Genomic DNA, 18591 nt, shown 5'->3' on the forward strand with positions numbered 1-18591 from the left:
AAGTACGGCTATTGTACCACATGGGGGTGCGAATGGATTGAAAACGCTTTTATTTTTCTTGTGTTTTTTTTAGGTTTTGGAGGGAGATCGTGGAACACAAAGAGGAAGTGTGTTAGAGGAAAAAAGATCATCTAATCTAACTTTCAGCCCTTCTTCATTTAAAATAAAAGAAAAAAATTCCTCTATTGGCTCTGGGGAGTTCAGTTCTGGAAGAAAAATGAAGCATAGAGGAAAATTTTTCATCTATTCCATACAAAGATCGGATTTTCAGCGCAATAAAATGAATTGTTCGAGGTCATAATTCAGCTTGCTCCATGCTTTCCTTAGGCCTCGAGCCTACAGGGGGGGAAGATTCGTTTGGAGCAGAACCACCCCCGCACGTCCTTGAGATCATTTCCACCTAAAGCCTCAACAAAGCATCCTCGCTTCCCACCGGGCAGGGCTCCCTCTTAACCCGTTTACCGTCAACCAACTGCTCGTTCCCCCAAGCGTTATAGCACATAATAAACGCTCTCCGATGGTAATCCGACTCGTTGGCCGCGGAAGTATGCAGCAAATTCGAGTGAAAGAACAGGGCCGATCCCGGGGTCATCTCACAATACACCGTCTCGAGCATCCCCTCAATCGTTTCAATCCTCCTAGGATCAGCGCCGGTCTGACTGCCCACTTTGCCATGATCGAGCCGTCCCAACTTATGCGAGCCCTTCAGGACGCGCAGACAGCCGTTAGCTCTTGTAGCCGGATCGAGGGCGATGAACACGCTGATGAGGTTGGGGGAGACGAACCCCTGATCGTACCAGTAGCCATAATCTTGATGCCACTCCCAGGCACCGCCCGAATGCGCCTCCTTCAACATGACCTTGCCGTGGAAAAAGGAGATCTCTTCCCGCATAAGAATGCGAACATTATTCACGATTCTCGGACAAGTGGAGGCGGCTGACCAAATGTCATCGCCCAGATCGAACCACAGGGCCAGATTGGCCTTCTTGCCAGTGCTATCCGCACTCCCATACTTGCTGGCCGCTACCCGACTGCCGCCTTCGACCGCAGCGAGCATCTTCTCTACTTCGGCGGCAGAGAAAGCCTGTTCTACGAGAAGGAACCCATCCCGATCATACTGGTCTGCCTGTTCGCGAGTAATATACATGTATGCATCTCCCGCCTTCACCCTGGATTAGCGTATTCGCTTGCCTCCATTGTAAAAGAACGCGCTCTCCCCAGGAATAAACCGGCATGCTGTCTTCTTGCACAATTTAGCTGTCTATTCTCCATCAGCCGAGCCCTGGCAGGTTAACCAGCTTCCGGTAAGCGGTCGGACTCATACCGAACTGCTCTGTGAACCGGCGCGTGAAATAGGGAGGGGACTCGAATCCGACTTCATCGGCGATTACATTCACGGGGCGGGCGGTGAACCTCAAGAGCTTGGCTGCTCGCTGCAGCCGCATTTGGATCAGCAGATCGGTTAAGCTTGCTCCCGTCTGTTCCTTCACCAAGTGAGACAATCGGGACGACGATAAATTCACCAAGCTGGCCAAATCGGACGTCCGGTGCTTCCCGCGCAGCTCATCCGCCAACACCTTGAGGATCGTTTCCACACGCTCATCCAACTGCGGACCTTTGTCTGGTTTCGTGTGCATCTCATGCAGCAGGATTAAGATTTCCGACAAAGCGAGCATAGCCAAGTCTTGTCTAATCTTACTCGAGTCGAGCGAGTCCTGAACCAATCTCTGGAATGCCTGTTCAATTCGCAATCGCCCGGACGGTTCCCCTAATGGGAAATGGATCAGTTGCTCCGCGGTTCTCGGAAGCTTCAGATGAGGGAGCTGTTCGGCCACCGGCACGAAATGCACCCACATGATTTCCCAGATCGTGTCTCCAGCATTGGCCGCATAGTGATGCGGGATTCCAGGCGGGATGATCACCAAGTCCCCGTGCCGGCTTACGGTCACCTCTCGATCGACCCTAAACGACCCTTCCCCGCGGGCGGTATAGATCATTAGCCAATCCTTCGTGCCTTTCGTGCGATGGCCGTAAAATCCATAGGAACAATGAAAATGCCCCGCGAGCAGTACGCCGAACGTCGGAATGTTCGTTTCTTCGGTGTAGTGAAACAGGTATTTGTTTTCCATAGGGGGCATGTAACCTCCTAGAGATTTAGTAATGACTGTGCTTTTCGAGCAAGGTTAGCTCTTATTTTCTTATCCGCCTCACCCCTATACTGGGCGACCAATACGGCTAGGCCATCTGGTGACAAAGTCTTGCCTCCTCGATCTAAAGCCAGCTCCAAGGTGGAATACGCTCGCAATTCCAGTAACCGCTTCACCTGCTCCGACTGCAATTGACCTCCCTCGGATATACAGCTTCGGCACTGGTAGGCATAGCTCTCTTTCAGAAAAGCTTGGCTTGAAAATACCCGCCCGGCGTCCGAAACTTGATCGCTTGTAAGAGCATCCGACTTCAGAGCTTGGACGATGATGCTTTCTAGCGCAACCGTATAATGTTTAGCCGCTTCCTCCAGCAGCATGCTGAAGAGAACCGAGTCGAATCGATTGTCGTTTCTCCTCAACTCGGTACGAAAGTACCACCAAATCAGAGGCTCCCTCGCCTCTCCAGCCAGGTGCAAGTCCTCCCGAAGTTCATAGATCAGCTTTAGGGCGGGATAGGAGAGCAAACTGTGGATTTGTTGTTGTCCGCTTGGATCCAATTGAGCCAATAAATCGGTTATTTTAACAATGGTTGTCTCCGCTTCGCCCAGGTTTGTTTCAGCCAGCCCGTTGATTTGACGTGCAAATTCCTGCAAATCGTCCCCTCCCGCCGGTTTGGATCTTCTACTTGCCAAAAACAGCCTCTGGGAACTCTCCCCAGAGACTGTATGGACCTGATGCATTGCCGGCACTTAATTCCCGAACGGATTCGCCACAAGGCTGACATTGATCGTTCCATTCGGCTCGGCCGTGACCCATCCCAAGGTAATGCCCTGGTAATAGAACGTGATATTCAAGGTGCGGGAAGCGTTGCTTTGTTGCACATCCTTGGCGATTTGCTTCATATACGTTTCCTTATTTCGGAGGATGAGCCATTGAATCTTAAAATCATTAAGCGGCGGCGGTTCAGCGACCTCCGCTTTTGTTTGTACCACGTTTGTGGTGGTCAGCGTCAGCTCCCCAATGCGGAACATAGCTCGGAAGCGGGGGTACTCGGTTTGAAAAGCCTGCTTCGCGATCGTCGACATGTCGGCCAGCAAACTCTCTTTCAAATACACGGTACCTTGATAACGAAACGCTTCGACTCCGCCGGCATACTCGTTCACGAAAGCTACGGTCCCGATGTCCGAGAACTTGGCGACCTTCGTTTTCTCGTCCCATTCGATCGTGAGCTGATACTTCTCCGCGCCGGCCGCCAGCGGCAAGTAGATGATACCGTCGGCCTTGAGCGCGGAAGCGCTGCTGTTCGGCAAGTAGTTGGGCAGCGATTCGAACGCTGGGCTCGTGACACCAGGCGTAGGTGTAGGAGTCGGAGTAGGCGTTGGAGACGGCCCAGGTGTCCCCGTAGATGCCCGCTTGCCCAACTCCACCGACTGCTCGGCTTCATTCCAATACACTTCCTTGCCCACCAGCCCCGCCAACTCTCGCAGCGGCAAATAGGTAGAACCTTCGTAGATGATCGGAGCATTTTTCAGCTCGACGGGCTGGCCGTCCAGCTTGATCGGCAATTTCGGGCGGAGATACGCCGAGATCTGCTCCAGCCCGTCATCCGCGAACACGGACGCCGAAGCCATGAGCAGTGCGCCGACCACTACGCCGGAAATAAATTTTTTCATGCAAAGAGGCCTCCTGTTCTTACCCCAACAGCTCCCGCATGTACCGCAGGTAATGCGGAAGGGCGACTTCCGGTCCCGGCAAGTCCGGGTACCACATCTTCTCCCACTCGAACGACAGGTAGCCGTCATAGCCGATGGAGCGAAGCGCGGCGATGTTCTCCCGGATCGGGATGTAGCCTTCGCCGGTCAAGACATAGCGGTACTGGTGCCCGCGCGGATTGTGCGCATCCGGCACGCAGTCCTTGAAATGCGTGTGCAGGATGTTCGTGCCGAACCGCTCTACGACCTGCTGCGCGGTCTCGCCGCTGTGATACGTGTGCACCGTATCCCATAGCAGGGCGAGGCCGTCCGGATGGCCGGCCTCGCGGAGCACGCGCTCGACCGCCGCCGAGGCGGAGAAGTCGTCATGCGTCTCGATGAGGATCGAGACGCCGAGCGGGCGGACGAGCTCGGCACAGCGGGCGAGGCTCTCGGCGACTTGCGCGACGGCGAAGTCGAACGTCATGCCCTCCGGCACCTTCCCGAGGAAGGTGCGCACGTATGGCGCGCCCAAGTCGTGCGCCAGCTCCGCGTTCACCCGCAGCTGCTGTACGTTGGCCTCCACCTCTTCCCGGGTTTTGCCCGTGAAGGTGGTGTAGCCGGACAGGCTGCGGATCTCTACGCCTCGCGAGCGGAACGACTCGGCAGCATGCCGGCGCTCGGAGGCGTTCAAAGACGGATCGACGTGGCGGTCACCCTTAATCCGCAGTTCGACGCCGTCATAGCCATATTCGCCGGCATGCTCCGCCACCTGCTGCAGGCTCCAGTCCGGGCAGCCCAATGTGCTGAATGCGAGTTTCATACAATCGCTCCCTCCCGTCCTATCGGGTAGTCACTTGATTCATCACCGATTCGTAATGCTCGCTCGTGCTGAACGAGCCACCGCTTCTGGCGTAGAATGCATCGTCCAACAGGTATACGCCGTTAACCGAATGCGTCCAACCGGCGTAGCCCTCGGGATGGTAGCTGCGCATCCGCTCCCAGTTGGCGTAATTCTGGTGCCCGTTCGTCTCGATAATACCGACCTTAAGTCCTGGCAGCGGCGCGAGACGGGCGGCCAAGTTCTTATTCCAATCCACCATCCAGGGGTTCACGGTCAAGTCCGCGCACAGACATGGGATGCCGCGTTCATGCGCGGCTTTGGCCACCTGCAGCGTGACGCTGAGCGTCTTGGCGATCGGCTTGAGCGTAATCGCCCGGTAACCTAGCTCGATGCGCTCCACGGCATCGAGCACATTGTGTACGCTCTCGTCCGCCGTCACCCGGACGGGGATGTCGTGCACCGCGACCTTGTTCTCCTCCGCGAACGGCTCCTCGAACAGGACGACCCGGTCCAAGGCGCCGATCCGGTCGGCATGGTCGAGCAGGCGCAGCACCCGGTCGGTCGTATCGTATCGGCCGTTCGCGTCTAAGTAGTACAGCACGCGGCCGCTGTCGGTATACGACGTCGTGCGGTCGGCGCACAGCCGGTGCAGGACGGTGAGCCGCTCCATGTCCCAAGCGAGCATTTTGTCCAGATCGCCGTCCTTGTCCGGATCGGAGCCGAGCTTGGCCTTCAGAAGGAAGTACCCGGCATCCAGCATGGCTATAATGTCCGCCTCGGTGTGCCCATAGGACACGACCGGGGTGGAGGCGAGCTCCCGGTGCCGATTAGACAGAATGGCCCGGAATTCCTCAGGCAGCATCGCGTCGTAGTCGGTGCGCCCGGTCTCCCGCGCGTAGAGCAGCCAGGCGGCATGGTCGAGCGGGACGAGCGCATTCAGCACGAACGTCTCCCGCAGGCCGCTGCGCCCTGTAACCACTCGTCCATGGGCGAACGCCTTGTGCACGAGCTGCTCCAGCAGCTCCGGCGGCGTCCGGTACGAGGCGCCTTGCGCGAGCGACAAGGCATACCGGGTAATGTCCAGCATCATCTCGTTCGCCTGCTGCTCCGGCACGGTGAAGAACACGTTCGGGTCGGACCACAGCACGCTTTGAATGCCGAGGCCGATGGCGGAATGCCCCGATGCGCTGTCTAGCTTTACGATCGTTTGCCACAGCTCGCTCAGATAACCGCCCTTGAAGCCGAATGGGCTTTGCAGCGGCTCCCTCTCGGTCGCCACACCGGCTGTTTGGATTTGAATCATAGTACTCGCTCCCTCTCCCACACTTGTTATAGCCCCGAATCCTTCTTCAGCCGGGTCGCCTGGCTTCCGTCCACCGGCCGATCCCCATAGCGGACCGCCTCATACGCCTCGCCTAGCTCCCGACGCGCGGCATCGTTCATGTGCCGATCCTCCCGAGCGCTCAATTGCTCCCTGGCGGTCAGATGCGGCTCGAGCGGCGCACCCGCTCCGACGCTGCGGCGAATATAGAGTCGATACAAGAGCCGCACCCGCTCTGCCCCGCTCAACGCCTCCCACTTCGGATCGCGCTGGAACCGGGAGACGAACCCGGCGAGCCTATCGCGCAACTGCTGCTGCATTTCGCTCCAGTCCAGCAGCGTCGCCTTTTCTTCCTCGTACTCCTGCACGCCTTCTGGAGCTAGCGCTCCACGCTCTCGCAGCCAGACGATCAACCGACGCACGCCGCGAACGGCCAACCTCCCCAAGAAGAACAGGACCACCAGCGCCAGCGCCACAACCAACGCGACACCAACGTAATAGAACAGCAATTCCATGAACCGGGCGAACGCGGACGGCCCCCCATCGCCTTCCAACGGCATTTGTGGGTTTTGCACCGGTGGCGGTGTGGCGGAGATTGGATCAGGCTCGTCCTTGGTGCGTTGGAACAAAGCATTGATCAGCCCTACCAACCAATTTTTGAGCGAAACGACCAGCTCCATAAGCGGCCGGATGTACCCGATGGCCATCACGACCGCCAGCACCAGAACGATGAGAAGCCGGTTTTTCCACATAACCCCTGGTGCCAGCCGGACTTCGCGCGTTCCCGAGTGCGTCTCTTGCTTAAGATTGCTCGTATTCGACAGGAAGAGTGTCAGCACAAGCGCGACCGCCCCGAGCCACCCTAAGCTCGAAGAGTAGGTATCATAGAGCGCCACCCGGGTCAAGATCAACCCCGCGACCATATAGAAGATGAGGCAGATCCAGTACAAGCCCACCGGAAACAACTGATACCACGGCGTCCGAACGATACGAAAGCCATGAACGTACAGCACGCCGCCGGCAATCAAAGCCCCAAGCGCGGCAAACCCGGTTCCAAACACCAGCCATGTGCCGCCGATCAGCAGCACTCCGTTCACCAAGAGCAGCAGCACGCGCATCTCTAGCCGGAGCAGCAGCCGAAGCAGCGTCCCGATCGGCATATAGAGCGTCAGCGCCGCTACCCAATAAGGAAATTGCTCTTCCAGGCCCGGGAGCGGGGAGATGAGCAGCAGGACGGGGTAGAACATCAACACCTCTGCAACCCCTTGCACCCATGAACGGAGGAGCGTCCGAACCCAATTAGGCATGCGCCCGCACCTCCTCGCGCACGAGCGGCACGATCCGAACCGCGTTGTCGTTCCGCTCCAGCTGCTCGATGCACGCCTGAATCTCCTCGCTCACATAGGCGGTGATGAGGATGATGTCCATTTTGCGGGCTCCGCGCTCGATATCCTGTTCCAAGAACGTGCGAATCGCGATCGTCCGGTCCACCACGACCTGGGCGAGCGTGTCCAGCAGCAGCTCCAAGTGCTGTGTCCCGCTGCCAGGCTCCACCCGCACAGACTCCTTCGGGCTGTCTACCGTGCCGCTATTGCAGCCGAAACCGGTCGGGATGCCCTTGCGGATCGAATCCGACGCCAGCGACGCGGCATAGCGCAGCCCCCGCTCGATCAGCTCGGGATCGGACACCTGGCTCCACATCTGCTCCGACACTTCGAAGTTCAGATAGATCATGAGCCGGTGGTCCGCCGTAAAATCCCGCTGGTGCACTTGCAGCTGACCGGTCCGGGCCGTCGCTTTCCAATTCACCGCATTCAGCGGGTCTCCATAGCGATACTCCCGCGCCCCCTGGATGATGAACGGGTCGTCCAGAATCCACCGGCGAACCGTAATGTCGCCTTGCCAGCTGTGGGACGGCAGCGGGATGTCCTCGAGCGGCACAAGCCGCGGATAGACGAGCAGCCTTACGTTCAGCTTCAGCGTCTTGGACTGCGCCCCCATCCCGAATACGTCGCCGCACGATAACGACACGGTGTTCAGATCGTAGCAGCCCCTCTTCGCGCATACGATCCGGTGCCGGCGGATAACGCTAGTGAACGGCATGAGTGAGAAAAAGCTTTTCTGATTCTGCATGAGCGTCCCCGCGTGCACGTCGAAGTTCTCCTGCCGCGGGAACTGAAGCGACGCATCCATGAGCGATTCGAGCCGCAGCCAAGGCACCGGCAGCACCTTCGCGTTCGCGATCCGCTCCACCAGGAGCACCGTATCGCCCTCGTAGCAGGCCCGCTCGCTGAAATGACGGGTGTACGAGATCCGGCGCAGCCCGAAGACCCCGAAAATTCTACCTTGCACAAAAACAGCAACGAAAGCGATGAAGAGCAGCCAGGCCGCGATCATAACCGTCAGCCCCGTCCGACTAAAGCGTCCTCGGTCGGCACCGTCAGCTCGGCCAGCAGGCTGTCCAGCAGCGCCTCGGCCGGGTTGCCCTTCGCACGCGTCGTCGCCCGGAGGATGAGGCGGTGCGCCAATACGGGCTTGGCCATCGCTTTTACGTCGTCCGGAATGACATAATCCCGCCCTTGCAGAATGGCGTACACCTGCACCGCACGCAGCAGCGCCTGGCTCCCGCGCGGACTGACGCCCATAACGACGTCCTGATGGCTCCGGGTTTTCTCGACCAAAGCGAGCATGTAATCGTACAAATCTTCGTGGACACGCACTTGCGAGTAGTGGTCCTGCGCCGCTTCCACCTGAGCCGCCTCGGCGACGGCATGGATCTCGTCGAGCGGATTGGCGGATTTAAAGCGCTTTAAAATCGCTTTGCCCTCTTCCAAGGTCGGATACCCCATGCTTACCTTGATTAGGAATCGGTCGAGCTGCGCCTCCGGCAGCGGGAACGTCCCGGAGTTCTCGATCGGGTTCTGCGTCGCGATGACCATGAACGGCCGCGTCAGCTTGCGCGTCTCCCCGTCGATGCTCACTTGCCGCTCCTCCATGCACTCGAGCAGGCTGGATTGCGTGCGGGGCGTCGCCCGGTTGATCTCGTCGGCCAGCAAAATATTCGAGAACACCGGGCCGGGCCGGAACTCGAAGCGGGACTGCTGCTGGTTGAAAAAGTTAATGCCGCTCAGGTCCGAGGGCAGCAAGTCCGGCGTGAACTGGATCCGCTTGAACACGCCTCCCACGGAGGCGGCCATCGCCTTCGCGAGCAGCGTCTTGCCCGTGCCGGGTACGTCCTCGAGCAGCACATGGCCGGAGGAGAACAGCGCTACCAGGAGCTGATCGATGATGGCGGATTTGCCTACGACCACCTTTTGTACATTGCCTTTAATGGCATCTGCCAATTGTTTAATCTCATTCGTGTTCAATTGCGGCTCATCCTCTCCATGCTGGGGTGGCTTTACTAGTTTCATATTACAATAGATGGCAGGATTGGGATAGGGTTAGGACGGGGGAAAAGGGGATATCGACACGTTTTGCCGAATCTTGCATTATGCTTGACCCTTTGCATGGTATAATGGAGAGAAACGGAAAGGTGGTGAACAAACATGGCGGAAATGAACGAACGCGAGCTGCTAAATGCACTCCTGCATGAGCTTCGTGCCGTACGCGTCAAAGTCGATTCGACGGATGACCGATTTGATTTCCGTAAGGAAACGGCCAACAACTTCAACAAGATCGACCGTCGGCTGCGGTTTATCGAATCGGACTACGAACAGCTGAATGAACGTGTCGACAAATTGGAGCTGCGCAGTAACCTTTAATGGTGGATAGGCCCAAGCAATCTGGTCCATTCAACTACGTGACCGAACCCCGTATAGTCCCTCTTTTCCCAAAAATAACACTATGGGAACACTCTATACCCCACAATAACGCCAATATCGAAGAAAACCGACCAATTAACTTTATGGCATCAACTTATTTCCTTGTAATTAGAAAATCAGCCTGATTAAGATGATGCCATCCCTTTACTTCAAAAACCCGTCTCACTCCTATTCTGAAGTTGAACGGGTCTTCGTCATCCATTTAACCATCACACCACCGGAAAAATCACAGTCGACTTAAGGCCTTCCCGCGCCTGCCAAGCCTCCGCAACCGCCTCGCGCCAAGCCTCGATGTCCTCTTCCACCAGCGAAGCAATAACCAAGCACGGAGGCAGCTGCTTATCTGCCATCGACGACAATTGTTCCACCGACGTAATCCACACGGTCACCGTGATCCGATGCAGATAAGCGCGCTTCATCAGTTGGTCGGCCGCCCGGCCGGAGCCGAGCAGCGTAATTTCCCGCATCCCCTGTTCCTCCACTTGCCGGATCAACCCGAACCAGATACTCTCCGAACCGAACGAATCGTAGTTCTTCAAGGCGTGGTTGTACAAATAATAAGGGCTGCGCAAAGTCAGCGTTCCTTGCGGCCAATTCATGTTCAAGGTGGAAGGGCCGAAGTTGCAAATGCGCAGAAACTCGGCTTCTCCACGGCTGAACCAATGGTCCGATATAGGCTGACAGATCGGGATGAATTCGCTCAAGTAGTGGTCCTGGTGGTACAGGCCCCCGAGCAGCCGCGCCTCGGTCGGCGTCGGCATCGAGATGGCGCGATGGAGCGGCTTGTACCACTCCCGCGAATCGGAGACGCGCTCGGCCAGCCCGGGCTTGAGGAGACGCAAGGCGTGGTAAGCCTCTTGAAAAGCCAGCACCCCGGCATGGCAGGCGAGCTTCGCCCGCAGCTCCGCGCGGTCCTGCTTTAGCGGAGCCAACACCGGAACGACGCGTCCACCCGGCTCCTCGGTATAACCGAGCGCCGTCCCGAAGTCGCCCATCATCAGCTCCTCGACGAAGGCCGGACTGCGGCGGATCGTGCGGCCCAGCTCCTCATTCTCGCCGCTTCGGTCGAGGTGGCTGCGGATGTCGAGCCCCCGATTCAGCAGCCGCTCCAGCCCGTCGCCTCCGATTGCCAGCAGATGGATCGGTTGTACCGCACCTCCACGGCCTCCAGCGGCTCCCGCGTCCCCGGCACCGCGAGCACCGCCGACACCGAGGACACCTTCAGCGGCAAGTACGTGCTCCAGGCGACTCTGCATCGACCCATGGTACCCGATGTCGACGGTCACCAGCTTGCGCGGATCGGGGCACGTCTGCCGGAGATAGTCGGCCAATAGCCGGCGTTGGCGCCGGATCGACGCCTCCACTTGGGCTCGAATGTCGTCCCTGAGCAAATAACGGCGAAGCCCCTCTAAGAGCCCTCCTCCGGCGGAGTCCATCCTCGTCTCGCACTCCGACACGGTTAAATGCAGCACGTCCCGGAAAGGCTCGGACATCGCCTCGATATCGAGAATACGGAACAATTCCTTCACCGTACAATCCGTATTCAACAATCCGCGCAGCTCCCGTTCCCCGAACCGCTCCAGCGTCGCGAGATACGTCGCCTGGCGGGAGACGTACAACGGCTTGACCCGGATGGCCAACCCGCGCTGCCGGGCGATCTGCTCCAGCAAGGCCATGAGCAGCACGCCCTCCCGCATAAGCGGATGCACTTCTTCCCGCCCCTCAGCGACGCAGACATCGAGTACCCACTCACAGAAGGCCGCTAAAAAAGGTCCCAGAGTGCGCACCCCGGTCTGGTAAAAGAACCGCTCCGACTCCCCTTCCACCTCGGGCGGAATAGTCGATTCGGAGAGCTTGCACAACGATTGAAGGGACGGCAGCACCGGCCCATGCCGGACTCGATCCCAATGGTAGCCTCGCTCGAACGTATCGGGAATGACCCCGTAATGCAGCGCCGGGATGCCGGCTATGGCGGCCCCTTGAACGTCCGAACGCCACTGGTCTCCGATATGGATAACTGCATCTGGCACAAGATCAGGGTACTCGGCCAGCAGACAGTGGAATAAGCCGCCCGAGGCTTTGCCGCAATAGCGCTCGCTCGACACGAGCAGCAAGTCTATATGATCCGCCTCCAGCCCCGCTCCCTGCAATAAGCCCCTGAGCTGATAAGACGACAAGTACATGTCGGACAACAGCGCCACCCGAATGCCTCTAGCTCGGCACCATCGGATAAGCGACGCTACGTTAGGATTGAGGTAGAGCACCTCGCGCTCCGCCTCGAGCTCCAACTGCAGCAGCCGCTCCCGATCGCCGATGCGGGCGGGCAGCTCCTCATAGATCAGCTCCAATGTCACTTCATCGTGGCCGGCGGTACGCAGCTGCCGGTCGCGCGCGCTTCGCTCCGCCTGGATGCGCATGAGCCGGTAGTCGGCCGGTGTGATGGCGCCAGGCCATATTCCGAGCCGGATGGCAGCTTCGGCAACCATCTCGAACACTTCGGCGGGGTCTGATACCATTCGGAATAACAGTGTATCGAAGATATCCAGAGACAACAGCTTTTTCGCAGGGAGATCGTGCGCGAGTTGGCGCAAATAACAGTCCTGGTTCCACAAAACCTCGGACGAAGATTGAAAAGGGGATGGCATGGGACGACCTCCGAATTTCGCCGCGAAACCAGCGGGTGGATCGCAAGCTTTCTGCGTCCATTTTGACACACGGACGTTCCCCAATTCAAGAAGCATAATTCAGTTGAAATCGGTATTATACATGTATATGATGAAGGTGAATCCATAAAAAGGAAGGTGATTCCTCTACACCACTCACCGAGAAGGAGTGTCACGGAGCAGACGTTCTACCTACTTTTCAGGGAAGGAGGCTCATCTTCGCGAGCGAGTCAGACACGATATCGATGATTGCCCCGCCGGGGCCGATTCAGCCCAACTAATCCACCTTAAGGGAGGAAATTTGGAATGATGAAATCACGTGTCAAGCGCCTTAACCGTCGGATCCTGCAAGCTTGTGTGGCCGCGACCCTTTTGTTCAGCCTCGTCACGCCTGCCGCCGCTTCGAACAACCTCTGGTATGACAAATATCTCGCGCTGGAAGCCAATATCGGCGACGACCTCTACACCAGCACCGAGGGCAGCAATCTGGCCTGGGGCGAGAGCTACATTCTGAACAGCTATTTGGACTTGTACACCCTCACCAAAGACACCGCATGGCTCAATAAATTCACCACCCACGCCGACACAATCGTAGGGAACGCCGACGACATCGACAATGACGGCTACTTGGGCTGGAGCACCTCCACATACTCTCCCGTCGAAGACGACAACTGGGATTTCGAGACCGCCGATGCCGGCGACAGCACCCTCCCGGCCAACTGGATCCGGTTCCAATCCACCAGCGCGACCGCCTTGCGCACGACCGACCATCCCACAGGAGGCGGCAGCTACGGCGTCAAAATCCTCACCGAATCGACCGGCACGAAATGGCAAAGCCTCTACCAGCCATTGAACACGTATGACCCGGATACGGTCTATGTGCTGCGCATGTATGCCAAGACGAACGGCTCCGCCGCCAAAGGCCGCGCCTACATCCGCGACAAAACGACCGGGACCGTCATCGCTTCGATCAATTTCGAAAATACGGCCTGGGAGTACAAAACGCTAGAATTCCGGACGCCGGCCGCTGCTGGGCATATCCTGGAAGTATGGCTTGGACATCAGACTTATACTGTCCCTAACGGGGCCGCGTACTACGACAATGTGAAGGTCAGCGCCAAGGTGCCCTACATGGTGCACGACGGCATGGTCGGAACGCCGATCGCCAAGTTCGTCCGACTGGTCAACCAAACTCCTGCGCTCTCCGCCTACTCGACTGCCGCGGCATCCTACCGCACCTTCCTGGAGAACAACATCGTCCCCCGTTGGGAAAGCAGCTCCTACATCGGCAATACATGGACGTCCATTTCCAGCACGACCGGGATGTATAAGCAATCCGCTAACTTCGACGCCTTCTCTCATGGCTCTACCTGGACGTATCTCCCCTACAACCAAGCGCTCGCCTACGTCAACATGCTGATTGTGCTTTATGACGTTAACGGCAGCGCCACCTACTTGGATCGGGCTAAGAAGGTCGCCCAATATTTCAAGAACAGCATGGTGGCGAACGGCACCGCCTATTCTTGGAATTATGCCTACTATTCGAGCGGGAAGGAAGATACTTCTCATGCAAACCTCGACATCAGCTTCGCTCTGGAAATGTACCGGCATGGGCTCATCTTCACCGGCGCCGATATGGATAAGATTACAGATGCGTTGACCCTGCATATGTGGAACGGATCGCTGACCGCCCCGCTCGTCACGAAGTATGTAGATGGCAGCGGCGACAACTCGTTCACGAAGTACATGTCCGTCTGGACCGAGCTCGCGCAATTCGATAAGCGCGTATTCACGATTTCGTCCGAGCAGTTCCGCTCCTATACCCCCGTCTCTTCCGTAGAGCTGCTGAACTTGTCCAATATAATGAAATGGGATCGCGCGAAAATCGTAAATCAAGGCTTCGAGCTCGTGTTCACCGGGGACGCCACCCAGCCCGCCCAGTGGAATCGCGTCAACTCGACCTCCGCGACCGCTTACCTCGACAGCGCGAACAAGTACGAGGGAACCTACGGCGCGACGATCAAGGCGAACGGGACGACCGAGCAAATTCTGAACCAGACTTGGGAAGGCTGGCTGCCCTCCACCTCCTACACCCTTACGTTCATGGGCAAAACGGACGGTACGGGTGCGGGCGGCAAAGTGTACGTCAAGAACGAAACGACCGGTACGGTCGTCGCTTCCCTCTCCTTCTCGGATACGGCCTGGACGAGTAAATCGCTCACGTTCACGACGCCGGCCACCGGGACCAACGTGCTGCGGACTTATATCACCAACGACAATGTAACGGTAACAAACGGCAAAGCTTATTTCGACAATATCAAGATGAAGGCGACAGCCGACGCTTGGTAAGGAATGAGTAAAGCGGAAGGGCAGCGGAGCGATCTGCTGCTCTTTTGCGTTAGCTTCTAAGTATATAGACATTTCCTATTGCGCTTATAACGTTCATATATTTCATCTATATGTTTACTCACGCTACAATGGAACAGAACACATATGGTCCCCGGGAGGTAGAACGATGCGAGCCACCAAACACATCCTATCTGTAGGCGGCGTCCTGTTCCAGGAGAATACCGTCTTGCTGGTTCAAGTGCAATACGGTCCGAACAAAGGCCGCTGGATGCTGCCGGGCGGACTCGTCGAAGAAGGAGAATCGATCGAAGCCGCAGTCGTGCGCGAAGTCCACGAGGAGACGGGTTTGACGACACGACCGGATGGCATTATCGGGTTGAGAAGCGGCGTGACGTTAAGCGGAGAGACCACGATCTACGTCGCCTTCCGTCTGGCGGATCCGTCAGGCATCCTTCAACCGGCCGATCCGGGCGAGATCGCCCAAGCCTCCTTCCTGCCGATTCCTGCCGTACTGGCGGAGCCCAGGGTGGTCGACTTGACCAAAGCTTTCGTCCGCAGCGCTCTATCGCCCGACCATGGCCTTTGCCGCGAGGCGGATCCAATCCAAACCGGGCACTCCTACCGCTGCTACGCGGTCTATAGGACCGAGGCCGCTTACAAGGACTGACATCGTTACCGGATTTTTTGTTTGACAGACGTCGAAAAATGAGTATGATAGTAAAAGTACGCCTCAACATGTACAAGCTGATGTAGCTCAGAGGCAGCCCTTGTAGTATAGTACCGACATGCTTTTACTTGCCCGGTTAGTTAAACGGTATAATAGATCACTCGTAATGATCAGTTGGCAGTTCGATTCTGCCACCGGGCATAAGGAGGCGGCCAAGCTTTTTTGTTGGTCGTCTCTTTTTATGTCAAAAAAAGACGTTCCAGGGATTAGTTCCTCAGTGAACGTCTTTTGGTTAAATTCACAAGCGCTTGGGAATTTTAATCCCATGGAGCCTTATTTGCAACGGTTGCTCCAAGAATATCCGAAAACGAAATCCATTCGATGTCATTGTCGATATCTATCTTGAGGGCACGCTGCTGTTGGCTATAGCTGCATGGTACCCCGGTGATTTCACGGTTCTTATACTGGTCAAACACGGTTAATGTGATCTCGGTCTTCTCCCGCAAGGCAGTTGTTATCTCCTGGAGAATACGATCCTGCTCCTGCATATCCAGTGTTGGCTTCTTCTGTCTTTCACCCACTTTAGCTTGTAGGAGTGATTGTTCTTTATGCTGCGGCAACATCATCCGACTCGACTCCCATAGTCCGTTGTGTTCAAGCTTCTTACCCATCTGCATCCCCCCAGTTGATTAGTCCACCGGATTGTCCACTTGCCAGATATCCAAGAATGGGACCTTTGTTACTTGGCCATACCTGGTGATGTGAATCGTTTTGGTTCGCGGGTCCATTTCCGTTATCAGTCCACGAACCTGTTCAGTTCTTCCCCATACGGTTAGCACCACCTCGGAGTTTTCGTTTTTGGCTTCTGAAAGTCTTTCCCCAAGAGACTCCAGTTCAAATTCATCACGTGTCGGCCTTTTAGGTACTGCATTTTTACCGGTATTTTTCGCCATTTAATCTGCCTCCAAAGAATCCGATTTATGTTTTCAAAACACGCAATTCGCCTGGCCGGACCTCGATGGCTCCCACTTCGATCAACAGCTTAATGCTCTCACGGATCTGCGCTTCCGTTCTCCCTGTCATCCGGCATATCCGTGGGAAGTCGGGCGGTGCCCATGCTGACTGATTGAGGTTCCAAAGGATTCGGGCAAGTTTCCGTTCCGAATCGTTCACACCATTGCACCTCCTGTCGATAAATAATACGAACATGTATTCTTATTATACTCAGAACACTTGTTCCTATACAACAGAAAAAACCTGCCAACCACAATTGCTTTGCGGTCGACAGGTTGTTAAAGTGAAAATTGGTTTTATGATGTTGATCTATTAACAAGGATCACGTTGTTCGCAACATCGAGCTCTGATCGTGTCAGTGTACCATTGTATGCTTTCTCCACAAAACGATAGTCACCAAGTAATCCGCATTGGTAGGCTTTCGAAAGAGAGGCAGCGAGCGCTCCCCATTGTTCGGTTGTAAGATTCACGGTTTCTTCCTCCTGATCTGTTGTATTGTCTACAGCCTTCTTGAAACTTTCCCAAGCTCCGGGTGCAACATCGTCCAGCCAGGGCAATGGGCACCTTTTCCCTGTCACATCAAAATGACGTAGATAATCACACGTTTTCAATCCCCATTCGGCACTCAACCACTTTCCAAATTCGACCGCATTGCGAACAGTCTCGGGGTGAAATGATCCATCCTCTTCGATACAAAGCTCAATGCCTATGGAATAGGGGTTTGCTTGGCTGGCGTGCCATGACTCTTCGTCTAGTGGGATGATTACGAGTATTTTCGTCTTGTCGATAAAAACGTTTGCCGAGGCATACCGAAGTCGCTGATCACGCTCTTGCTTCGTGATCTCACCCGCTGAATAGGCCCGTTCTGTTTCAGCATTCATTCCAGGCAACGTAAAGCCAAAGTAGGTATAATGGCCATCTGCTGATGCACCGGGGTTTCCTGTATAGTGCCACACGGAATATCGGGTAAATGATCTTACCTTTCCCGGCCTCGTATATGGATTAACGGGAATGAACCTGTACTCGATGTCAATCATTTCGGATCACTGTCCCGTTTTTTGACGTACTGGTAAGCCCCACTCGCCGTTAGCCCGATCAAGCAGATCGTCAGCAACTTGTCCTGGACGGCATCCGGAATCAAAACAAAGACCGCGCTCAGGAGTAGCGCGGCCACATGGTTATGTTTAGGATCAACGTTGTAGGCTTTTAACACCCCGACAAGTGCGGCCACGACAGCAGCCAATTGCAGGATTTCATTTGTCATTGTCCCACGACCTTCCATAGTAGATTAATCGCGCCGACGATCATCGCGGCGATCACCGTTCGCCATAGCCAAGTGATGTCCCCCCGGATCTCGTCAATCCGGTGATGGGCTGACCGGGAGCGATGGTCTGCTTCCTTGGCGATATCGTCGGACTTGTCCCACTTTTCAACAAGACGGTTCACGTTGGCCGTCAACTCGTTTGTAGCCCGAGCATTTGCCTCATGGAGCGCTTCTAATCGACCGAGGCGGACTGCTATCTCATTTAGCGCTTTTACTTCTGAATCGCTCATTTAGACACCATCCTTTTTAAAATAACGTCTCACATTAGGATTGCTGTGGTGTCGCGAGGATCGTGGTAGCCTCGACTTGCGTGATGAATCCCTTTGTGACATAGGACTGAACCTTAGTCTCATTGATACGTTGCAATACCCACATAACTAGCACGAACTCATACATGCAGCCACTCCCCCCCTTATGTCATATCCATCAGAAATAAAATAGCGCCTTCCGTAGCTTGAAGGCGCTGTTCCAATGCGGTTTTTTCCTCTTGAAGTAGAAGATTGCTAGCTTCGAGCAGGGTTACTTTGTCTTCTAGTGTAAGCGGTGGAGTAGTGGGGTTGGCTTGAAGATCGTCCCAAGCTGCTTGAAGATCAGCTTCCGACGGCTGCGGCGCATTGATGTTCCATGCGTGAATGTACTGAATACCGTCCCCGTCATCCCGAACCTCAAAATCACCACTAAAAGGATTAGTTCCTGGAAAAAGGTGCATAATTGCATGTGCTTTGTTCATTCGAAACATTCCACCCT

20 protein-coding genes and 1 tRNA gene are annotated in these 18591 nt (G+C 56.0%); 4 read left to right on the forward strand and 17 right to left on the reverse strand.

The genetic code is table 11. The features are described from left to right. Nucleotides 1-400: 400 nt before the first annotated feature. The 9 genes from ACI5FR_RS08525 to ACI5FR_RS08565 form a co-directional block, all read right to left on the reverse strand. A complete protein-coding gene (locus ACI5FR_RS08525) occupies nucleotides 401-1147 on the reverse strand; it encodes a phytanoyl-CoA dioxygenase family protein (protein WP_405453043.1) in 747 nt (248 codons plus the stop codon). A gap of 124 nt (nucleotides 1148-1271) precedes the next feature. Continuing rightward, the gene (locus ACI5FR_RS08530) at nucleotides 1272-2129 is read right to left on the reverse strand and encodes a helix-turn-helix domain-containing protein (protein ID WP_405453045.1); all 858 of its coding nucleotides are present in this window, start codon (nucleotides 2127-2129) and stop codon (nucleotides 1272-1274) included. Between the two features lie 17 nt (nucleotides 2130-2146). Then, on the reverse strand, nucleotides 2147-2800 hold the full coding sequence (locus ACI5FR_RS08535; protein ID WP_405453047.1) for a hypothetical protein: 654 nt from the start codon (nucleotides 2798-2800) through the stop codon (nucleotides 2147-2149). Nucleotides 2801-2896: 96 nt separating this feature from the next. Continuing rightward, nucleotides 2897-3820, reverse strand: coding sequence for a stalk domain-containing protein (locus ACI5FR_RS08540; protein ID WP_405453050.1), 924 nt, complete (start codon nucleotides 3818-3820; stop codon nucleotides 2897-2899). A gap of 19 nt (nucleotides 3821-3839) precedes the next feature. After that, complete coding sequence (locus ACI5FR_RS08545) at nucleotides 3840-4661, reverse strand: sugar phosphate isomerase/epimerase family protein (protein ID WP_405453052.1); 822 nt, start codon at nucleotides 4659-4661, stop codon at nucleotides 3840-3842. A 19-nt stretch (nucleotides 4662-4680) separates the two neighbouring features. Beyond that, nucleotides 4681-5985, reverse strand: a complete 1305-nt coding sequence (locus tag ACI5FR_RS08550) for a hypothetical protein (protein ID WP_405453055.1) — start codon at nucleotides 5983-5985, stop codon at nucleotides 4681-4683. Nucleotides 5986-6011: 26 nt separating this feature from the next. After that, nucleotides 6012-7310: a DUF4129 domain-containing protein gene (locus ACI5FR_RS08555; RefSeq protein ID WP_405453058.1), complete on the reverse strand. Its 1299-nt coding sequence runs from the start codon at nucleotides 7308-7310 to the stop codon at nucleotides 6012-6014. Beyond that, entirely contained in the window at nucleotides 7303-8400 is a 1098-nt protein-coding gene (locus tag ACI5FR_RS08560; protein ID WP_405453059.1) for a DUF58 domain-containing protein, read from the reverse strand. The genes ACI5FR_RS08555 and ACI5FR_RS08560 overlap by 8 nt, the downstream gene beginning before the upstream one ends. A gap of 5 nt (nucleotides 8401-8405) precedes the next feature. After that, complete coding sequence (locus tag ACI5FR_RS08565; protein WP_405453062.1) at nucleotides 8406-9371, reverse strand: AAA family ATPase; 966 nt, start codon at nucleotides 9369-9371, stop codon at nucleotides 8406-8408. Between the two features lie 180 nt (nucleotides 9372-9551). Between ACI5FR_RS08565 and ACI5FR_RS08570 the strand changes: the two genes are divergently transcribed. Further along, on the forward strand, nucleotides 9552-9767 hold the full coding sequence (locus ACI5FR_RS08570; RefSeq protein ID WP_405453065.1) for a hypothetical protein: 216 nt from the start codon (nucleotides 9552-9554) through the stop codon (nucleotides 9765-9767). Nucleotides 9768-10036: 269 nt separating this feature from the next. On the opposite strand, the gene ACI5FR_RS08575 is transcribed toward ACI5FR_RS08570, so the two are convergent. Next, a complete protein-coding gene (locus tag ACI5FR_RS08575) occupies nucleotides 10037-12472 on the reverse strand; it encodes an HAD family hydrolase (protein WP_405453067.1) in 2436 nt (811 codons plus the stop codon). A gap of 324 nt (nucleotides 12473-12796) precedes the next feature. On the opposite strand from ACI5FR_RS08575, the gene ACI5FR_RS08580 reads away from it, so the two are divergent. The 3 genes from ACI5FR_RS08580 (at nucleotide 12797) to ACI5FR_RS08590 (ending at nucleotide 15707) form a co-directional block, all read left to right on the forward strand. After that, a complete protein-coding gene (locus ACI5FR_RS08580; RefSeq protein WP_405453070.1) occupies nucleotides 12797-14839 on the forward strand; it encodes a hypothetical protein in 2043 nt (680 codons plus the stop codon). 166 nt (nucleotides 14840-15005) lie between these two features. Then, nucleotides 15006-15506 (forward strand): NUDIX domain-containing protein, encoded by a 501-nt coding sequence (locus ACI5FR_RS08585; protein ID WP_405453073.1) that lies wholly within the window; start codon nucleotides 15006-15008, stop codon nucleotides 15504-15506. Between the two features lie 130 nt (nucleotides 15507-15636). Further along, nucleotides 15637-15707: transfer RNA gene (locus ACI5FR_RS08590), tRNA-Thr, on the forward strand. Between the two features lie 116 nt (nucleotides 15708-15823). Here the strand turns inward: ACI5FR_RS08590 and ACI5FR_RS08595 are convergent. The 7 genes from ACI5FR_RS08595 to ACI5FR_RS08625 form a co-directional block, all read right to left on the reverse strand. Continuing rightward, nucleotides 15824-16177: a YolD-like family protein gene (locus ACI5FR_RS08595; protein WP_405453075.1), complete on the reverse strand. Its 354-nt coding sequence runs from the start codon at nucleotides 16175-16177 to the stop codon at nucleotides 15824-15826. Nucleotides 16178-16195: 18 nt separating this feature from the next. Beyond that, a complete protein-coding gene (locus tag ACI5FR_RS08600; RefSeq protein ID WP_405453078.1) occupies nucleotides 16196-16459 on the reverse strand; it encodes a YolD-like family protein in 264 nt (87 codons plus the stop codon). 25 nt (nucleotides 16460-16484) lie between these two features. Continuing rightward, nucleotides 16485-16679, reverse strand: a complete 195-nt coding sequence (locus ACI5FR_RS08605) for a hypothetical protein (protein WP_405453081.1) — start codon at nucleotides 16677-16679, stop codon at nucleotides 16485-16487. 137 nt (nucleotides 16680-16816) lie between these two features. Next, nucleotides 16817-17557 carry a peptidoglycan recognition protein family protein gene (locus ACI5FR_RS08610; protein WP_405453084.1) on the reverse strand — a complete coding sequence of 247 codons (741 nt, stop codon included), beginning with the start codon at nucleotides 17555-17557 and terminating at the stop codon, nucleotides 16817-16819. After that, entirely contained in the window at nucleotides 17554-17784 is a 231-nt protein-coding gene (locus tag ACI5FR_RS08615) for a hypothetical protein (RefSeq protein ID WP_405453086.1), read from the reverse strand. The genes ACI5FR_RS08610 and ACI5FR_RS08615 overlap by 4 nt, the downstream gene beginning before the upstream one ends. Continuing rightward, entirely contained in the window at nucleotides 17781-18074 is a 294-nt protein-coding gene (locus ACI5FR_RS08620; RefSeq protein ID WP_405453089.1) for a hemolysin XhlA family protein, read from the reverse strand. Before ACI5FR_RS08620 ends, ACI5FR_RS08615 begins: the two co-directional genes overlap by 4 nt. A gap of 182 nt (nucleotides 18075-18256) precedes the next feature. Then, nucleotides 18257-18574 (reverse strand): XkdW family protein, encoded by a 318-nt coding sequence (locus ACI5FR_RS08625; protein WP_405453092.1) that lies wholly within the window; start codon nucleotides 18572-18574, stop codon nucleotides 18257-18259. Between the last annotated feature and the right edge of the window lie 17 nt (nucleotides 18575-18591).

The organism is Paenibacillus sp. HJGM_3, assembly GCF_045062745.1.
GTDB lineage: Bacteria > Bacillota > Bacilli > Paenibacillales > NBRC-103111 > Paenibacillus_AA.

What these genes read in the sequence shown, in the direction of transcription:
- ACI5FR_RS08525 (WP_405453043.1), bottom strand. Translation starts at nt 1,147, where the DNA reads ATGTATATTACTCGCGAACAGGCAGACCAGTATGATCGGGATGGGTTC.
- ACI5FR_RS08530 (WP_405453045.1), bottom strand. Translation starts at nt 2,129, where the DNA reads ATGGAAAACAAATACCTGTTTCACTACACCGAAGAAACGAACATTCCG.
- ACI5FR_RS08540 (WP_405453050.1), bottom strand. Translation starts at nt 3,820, where the DNA reads ATGAAAAAATTTATTTCCGGCGTAGTGGTCGGCGCACTGCTCATGGCT.
- ACI5FR_RS08545 (WP_405453052.1), bottom strand. Translation starts at nt 4,661, where the DNA reads ATGAAACTCGCATTCAGCACATTGGGCTGCCCGGACTGGAGCCTGCAG.
- ACI5FR_RS08550 (WP_405453055.1), bottom strand. Translation starts at nt 5,985, where the DNA reads ATGATTCAAATCCAAACAGCCGGTGTGGCGACCGAGAGGGAGCCGCTG.
- ACI5FR_RS08555 (WP_405453058.1), bottom strand. Translation starts at nt 7,310, where the DNA reads ATGCCTAATTGGGTTCGGACGCTCCTCCGTTCATGGGTGCAAGGGGTT.
- ACI5FR_RS08560 (WP_405453059.1), bottom strand. Translation starts at nt 8,400, where the DNA reads ATGATCGCGGCCTGGCTGCTCTTCATCGCTTTCGTTGCTGTTTTTGTG.
- ACI5FR_RS08570 (WP_405453065.1), top strand. Translation starts at nt 9,552, where the DNA reads ATGGCGGAAATGAACGAACGCGAGCTGCTAAATGCACTCCTGCATGAG.
- ACI5FR_RS08575 (WP_405453067.1), bottom strand. Translation starts at nt 12,472, where the DNA reads ATGCCATCCCCTTTTCAATCTTCGTCCGAGGTTTTGTGGAACCAGGAC.
- ACI5FR_RS08580 (WP_405453070.1), top strand. Translation starts at nt 12,797, where the DNA reads ATGATGAAATCACGTGTCAAGCGCCTTAACCGTCGGATCCTGCAAGCT.
- ACI5FR_RS08585 (WP_405453073.1), top strand. Translation starts at nt 15,006, where the DNA reads ATGCGAGCCACCAAACACATCCTATCTGTAGGCGGCGTCCTGTTCCAG.
- ACI5FR_RS08595 (WP_405453075.1), bottom strand. Translation starts at nt 16,177, where the DNA reads ATGGGTAAGAAGCTTGAACACAACGGACTATGGGAGTCGAGTCGGATG.
- ACI5FR_RS08600 (WP_405453078.1), bottom strand. Translation starts at nt 16,459, where the DNA reads ATGGCGAAAAATACCGGTAAAAATGCAGTACCTAAAAGGCCGACACGT.
- ACI5FR_RS08610 (WP_405453084.1), bottom strand. Translation starts at nt 17,557, where the DNA reads ATGATTGACATCGAGTACAGGTTCATTCCCGTTAATCCATATACGAGG.
- ACI5FR_RS08615 (WP_405453086.1), bottom strand. Translation starts at nt 17,784, where the DNA reads ATGACAAATGAAATCCTGCAATTGGCTGCTGTCGTGGCCGCACTTGTC.
- ACI5FR_RS08620 (WP_405453089.1), bottom strand. Translation starts at nt 18,074, where the DNA reads ATGAGCGATTCAGAAGTAAAAGCGCTAAATGAGATAGCAGTCCGCCTC.
- ACI5FR_RS08625 (WP_405453092.1), bottom strand. Translation starts at nt 18,574, where the DNA reads ATGAACAAAGCACATGCAATTATGCACCTTTTTCCAGGAACTAATCCT.